The organism is Luteibacter sp. CQ10 (genome assembly GCF_040900725.1).
In the GTDB taxonomy this organism is placed as follows: Bacteria; Pseudomonadota; Gammaproteobacteria; order Xanthomonadales; family Rhodanobacteraceae; genus Luteibacter.
Map to the genome: position 1 here is coordinate 1 of NZ_JAEUYM010000016.1, position 6307 is coordinate 6307.

2 protein-coding genes are annotated in these 6307 nt (G+C 70.0%); both read left to right on the forward strand.

Annotated elements, in window-relative coordinates; translation table 11 throughout:
• A partial coding sequence (locus tag JNG39_RS20995) for a phosphopantetheine-binding protein (RefSeq protein ID WP_368313912.1) occupies positions 1-782 on the forward strand: 782 nt, incomplete at its 5' end.
• The coding region (locus tag JNG39_RS21000; protein WP_368313913.1) for an amino acid adenylation domain-containing protein at positions 772-6307 on the forward strand (5536 nt) is incomplete at its 3' end. The genes JNG39_RS20995 and JNG39_RS21000, both read left to right, overlap by 11 nt.

The window sequence follows — 6307 nt, forward strand, 5'->3', positions numbered from 1 at the left end:
CCTTCGGTCCGCCGGGCGCACGGATGTACCGTACGGGCGATTTGGTCCGTTACCTGGCCGACGGTCGCGTGCAGTACTTGGGCCGCATCGACGCCCAGGTGAAACTGCGCGGCTTCCGCATCGAGCCCGGCGAGATCGAGGCGGCGCTGCGCGGCATCGACGGCATCGCCCAGGCGGCCGCCACGACCTTCACAAGCGACGACGGCGAGCGCTACATTGCGGCGTACGTCGTCACGCGGGGGGAGCAGGACCATGTCGTCGATCCGGAAGGCCTGCGCGCCGCGCTGGCCGGGGCGTTGCCCGAATACATGATTCCCTCGGCGTTCGTCCGGCTCGATGCGCTGCCGTTGACGCCCAATGGCAAGGTCGACTACAGGTCCTTGCCCGCGCCCGACTTCAACGAGCGCCCGCACGAGCATGTCGCGCCGCGCAATCTCGACGAACGATGGCTGGCGACGTTGTGGGCCGAGACCTTGCGGGTCGACCGCGTAGGCATGACCGACAACTTCTTCGGCCTGGGCGGCCATTCGCTGTCCGCCATGCGGATGCTCGCGCGGGTGCGCGAGCGGCTGGCCATCGACGTGCCCTTGCAGAGCCTGTTCGACGCACCCGTGCTGGGCCAATGGTGCGAGCGAATCGGCGCCCTGCGCGACGCGACGCAGGCAACGCAGGATGCCCACGACCCCGCATCGGCCGCCGTGCTTGCCCGTGTACTCGCCATGTCCGACGAGGAAGTCGCCAGCGAACTGAACCGGTTGAGGCACTCACCGCATGAAGCATAGGAAGGAGGGCGCGTCGGCGCCCCTGGCATCGCTGGACGCCACGCGTGCCGAACTGGTGGCGTTGCTGCTCGGCCGCGACCGCGATCCGCAGCGCATACCCCGCCGTTATCCACCCGATGCCGTCGGCCCGCTTTCTTTCGGGCAGGAAGCCTTGTGGTTTCTCGCCGAACTGGACCCGGACAGCCCGGCGTATCACGTGCCGCTGGCGTTCCGCATCGACGGACCGCTGGATGAGCGCGCGCTGTCCGTTGCCGTCGCCGAACTCGCCGCGCGCCACGAAACCCTGCGCACGCGCTTCGACATGCGCAATGGCCGTCCCGTGCAGGTGGTGGACACGTCCGACGCTGCGCCGACGCTGCGCGTGGTCGACGCGCCGGACGGAGACGACGCCCTGCGGCAGGCCATGGAAGACGAGGCGGCCCGGCCCTTCGATCTCGCCCGCGACCATGCCTGGCGGGTGACCTTGTTCCGACGATCGGAGCTCGCGTGGTCGTTGTCGATCACACTGCATCACATCGTCTGCGACACCCATTCCGTCGCCGTGCTGATGAGGGATCTGGCCGCGCTCTACCGCGCCGCCATCGCCAACGAGCCGTGCGCGCTGCCCGGGCTGGACATCCAATACGCCGATTTCGCGCTATGGCAGCGCGCGCGCTCCGGCGACGCCGCGACGGCCGGCCAGCTGGCCTTCTGGAAAGCCAAGCTCGCCGATCTGCCTCGCGTGTCGCTGCCCACCGACAGTCCACGCCCTGAACGGCCGGGCTTCGCAGGCGAACAGTCGTTCACCGCGCTGCCGCCGGCGATCGTCGCGGGACTTCGCGAACTCGCCCGCGCCGAGGGCGCCACGTTGTTCATGTTGCTGGTGGCGATGGTGCAGCGGGTGCTGTCGCGCTGGAGCGGGCAGCGGGACGTCACCGTCGGTACGCCGGTCGCCAGTCGCACGGCGCGCCAGACGGAAGACCTGGTGGGTTATTTCGCCAACACCGTGCTGCTGCGCACGCGCCTCGACGGCGTGCCGACCTTTCGCGAGCTCCTGCGCTCGGTCCGGCAAACGGCGCTCGATGCCTATGCGAACCAGGACGTTCCCTTCGAGCGCGTGGTGGCGGAAACGCACGCGCAGGGCGACCTGGCGCGCGCGTCGCTGTTCCAGGTGATGGTCGTGCTGCAGCAGGCCGACGCCACGCTGCCGGCCTTTCCCGAGGTGGGGCTATCACCCGTGGCGATCGGCCGTCGCGGTGCGAAGTTCGACCTGTCGCTCGAGTTCTTCGAGCACGACGGCGGCCTGGCCATCCGCTGGGAGTACGCGGCGGGTCTGTTCCGCGCCGCCACCATCGAACGCCTGGGCCGCGACTTCGCCGAACTTGCCGCGCAGGCCGTCGCCGAGCCGGATCGCGCATTCGAAGGCGGCGACGCGATGGGCGTCGCGCGGGGGCCCGACGTGCCGATCGACACGCGGCGCCTCGTCCATGAGCTATTCGAAGACAGGGTTCGCCAGGCGCCCGACGCCGTCGCCGCCTCGCTCGACGACGTCGCATGGTCGTATGCCGGGCTCAATGAGCGCGCCAACCGCTTCGCGCACGAACTGATCGCCCGTGGCGTGGGACCCGGCGCGGTCGTCGGCCTCGTCTTCCCACGTTCCCTGGAGTTGGTCGTCGCCCTGCTGGGTACGCTGAAGGCGGGCGCGGCTTATCTTCCCTTCGACGTGGACGCGCCGGAGGCGCGCCTGCGCGAACTGATCGCCGACGCCCGCGTCGCCCTGGTCGCGACGGCACCGTCGATGGAGCGCGCACTGGCTCGCGCCGCGGGCGCGACGCCATGGTGCGTGGTCGAGTCCGATGCCTTCAGCATTCGGCCCGCCACCGATCCGCGCCCGCGCGCGTCGGCGGCCGACCTGGCGTACGTCATCTACACCTCCGGTTCCACCGGCAAGCCCAAGGGCGTGGAGACATCGCACGCGGCGCTGTTGAACCGGCTGCTATGGATGCAGGACGCCTACCGCATCGACGCGGCCGACCGCGTGTTGCAGAAGACCCCCTACACGTTCGACGTCTCGGTCTGGGAATTCCTCTGGCCGCTGATGAACGGCGCCACCCTGGTATTGGCGCGCCCGGACGGCCACCGTGACGCGCACTACCTTCGCGAGACGATCCGCGAGCGGTCGATCACCGTGCTGCATTTCGTTCCGTCGATGCTTGCGGCGTTCCTGGCCCAGTCGCCGGACGGCAAGGGTTGCCCGTCGCTGCGTCAGGTGATCTGCAGCGGCGAGGCATTGCCGGCGTCGCTGGCGGCGCGCTGCTTCGATGCCTACCCGGACATCCGCCTGCACAACCTGTATGGGCCCACCGAGGCGGCAATCGACGTCACTTCGTTCGAGTGCCGCGCCGGTGACGAGTCGCCGTCCGTGCCGATCGGCATGCCGATATGGAACACGCAGGCCCACATCCTCGACGAGCGCTTGCGCGAGGTCGCGCCGGGCTCCACGGGCGAGCTGTACCTGGGCGGCATGGGCCTGGCACGCGGTTACCGGCGTCGCGCCGCGCTGACGGCGGCGGCGTTCGTGCCCGATCCCTTCGGTACGACGCCCGGAGGCCGCCTCTATCGCACCGGCGACCTGGCCCGGCGCGACGCGGACGGCCGGATCGAATACCTGGGTCGCGTCGACCACCAGGTGAAGATCCGCGGCGTGCGCATCGAGCCCGGGGAGATCGAAGCGGCCGTACTCGACACGCCGTGGGCACGCGAATGCGCCGTGGTGGTTCGCGAGCGCGACGGGCGCAGGGAGCTCGTTGCCTGCGTGCGGCCGCCGGACGGTATCGCGATCGACGCGCGGCGGATGCGTGCCGCGCTGCGGAAGGCCTTGCCCGAGCACCTGGTACCGGCGACGGTCGAGACGTGGGCTCGTTTGCCGCTGACCGCCAACGGCAAGCTCGATCGGCGCGCGCTGATGGAAGGCGCGACCGCGCCGACGCCGGAACCTGCCGAGGTCCCAACGTCCGACGACCTGGAAACCCAACTGTCGCGTATCTGGGCGGACGTCCTCGGGCGCGCCGATATCGATCCACGCGCCGGCTTCTTCGATACCGGCGGCGATTCCATCCTCGCCGTGGCCGTGGCGCGCCGGGTGGCGGAGTCGCTGGATCCTTCCTTTCGCGTCACCGACCTGTTCCGCCATCCGACGGTGCGGAGCATGGCGGCGCGACTGCGCCAGGTCGGCTCCATGCGCGGCGAGCCCGCTACGGCGTCTGCGGAGGGCGCGGCACCGGCGGCGCACGTGCCGTCGTATGCCGGCTGCGTCGCCATCGTCGGCGCGTCCGCCCACGTCCCCGGCGCCGAAGACATCGCGACGCTATGGGACAACCTGAGCAACGGAAGGGAGACGATCCAGTTCCTGACGCCGGCCCAGGCGCGCCACGCCGGCGTGCCCGACGACCTGCTGGCCGATCCGGGCTATGTCGGCGCCCGTGCCACCATCGAGGGCAAGGCGTCGTTCGATGCCGCGTTCTTCCGGGTGACCGCCCGCGACGCGGAACTGATCGACCCGCAGGCCCGCCACCTGCTGGAGCACGCCTGGCGCGCCGTCGAGGATGCCGGCTACCGCGCCTCCGACATCCCCGACACGGCCGTGTTCATGTCGGCCAGTTCGACCTTCTACCATGCGGCCGCGTTCACCCAGGCGAAGGCGGTGCTGGAGCGTTCGGACGAATACGTGAGCTGGATATGGGCCCAGCCGGGCACGTTGCCCACGCTGGTCTCGCACAAGCTCGGTCTCACCGGACCGAGCCTTTTCGTCCACTCGAACTGCTCGTCGTCGCTGAGCGCGCTGGCGTGCGCCTATCGCAGCATCCTCAGCGGCGAATCGACCCGCGCGCTGGTCGGCGCGGCCACGATCCTGCCTTACGCGCCGCTCGGCTACCTGCACCAGCCGGGGCTGCATTTCTCCAGCGACGGCCACCTCAAGGCCTTCGATCGCGATGCCGACGGGATGGTGTCGGGTGAGGGCGTCGTCGTGCTCCTGCTCAAGCGTGCCGACGAGGCGATCGCCGACGGCGACCACATCTACGCGATGCTGCGCGGCATCGCGCTGAACAATGACGGCGCGGACAAGGCTGGTTTCTACGCGCCCAGCGCGGCGGGCCAGGCCGCGGTCATCGACACGCTGCTGCGCACGACCGGCATCGACGCGGAAAGCATCGGCTACGTCGAAGCCCACGGCACCGGCACGCCGCTGGGCGATCCCATCGAGTTCGGCGCGCTGTGCGAGGCCTATCGGCGGCATACCGACCGCACGGGCTTCTGCGGGCTCGGCTCGATCAAGAGCAACATGGGCCACCTCGATACGGCCGCCGGGCTCGCCGGCTGCCTGAAGGTGATGCTCAGCCTCGGCCATGCGCGCATCCCGCCGACCCTCCATTTCAAGGCGGCCAATGCGCAGATCGACCTGGCCGGCTCGCCATTCCGCGTCGTCGACCGCTTGGCCGACTGGCCCGCGGGTCCGACGCCACGTCGCGCGGCGTTGAGCTCGTTCGGCATCGGCGGCACCAATGCGCACGCGGTCTTCGAAGAATGGATCGAACCGACCGACGTGGATCGATTCGCCGACGACGCGCCGCGACTGCTGCCGTTGTCCGCGCGCGGCCAGGCGCAGCTCGATGCGTACGCACGGGCGTTGCTTGCGTTCCTGGACGGCATCGACGACGGAAACGGCCGGGCGATGCTGGACCGCGTCGCCTTCACCCTGCAGATCGGTCGCGAGGAGATGAGCCATCGCCTGGCCGTGGTGGCGACCTCTCTCGACGAGGCGCGCGAGAGGTTGCGCCGCCACGTCACCGGCGAAGCGGCGGTCGATGGCGTGTACCTCGGCAAGGCGGAGCACGTTATGGCCGCGGGCGACAAGCGTATCGAAGGCGCGCTGGATGCGTGGCTGGCCGGTGGCGCGACGCGGCTCTTGCCCGAAGCCTGGGTAGAGGGCGCCGCATGGGACTGGAAGCGGCTGTATGGCGAGCGGACGCCGCGACGCCTGTCGCTGCCGACGTATCCCTTCGATCGGCAGGACTACTGGATCGGCGGCGCGACGCCGCCCGCTTCGCTCGTCGTCGGGGGCGAAGCGACGACGGACGTCGTGTCGGCACGTGAGACGTGGTTCCGGGTCGAGACGCCGCAGGCATCGACGGTGGTTCGCCGCGTGTTGCTGGTGGCGTCCACCGTGGCCTTGGCCGACCGCTGCGCACAGACCTGGCGAATGCACCACCTCGATGACGATGCGGTGGCCATGGGCCTGGACGATGCCGATGCGGACGGCTGGCAGCGCGCTTTCGTCGAAGCGGGCACGCGGCACGGCGCGTTTGACGCGATCGTTTATGCGGGTGGCATGTCGCGAGCCGCGGACGAAGTCGCGACGATGGACGCGTTGCGTTTCGCCCAGGCGCTCGCCGCCAGCGGCATCGCGTTCGATCGACTGTTGTTGTGCGTGGCGTACGACGACGCGCGTTCGCAGGCGCACGCCGAGTCATGGATCGGCCTGGAAC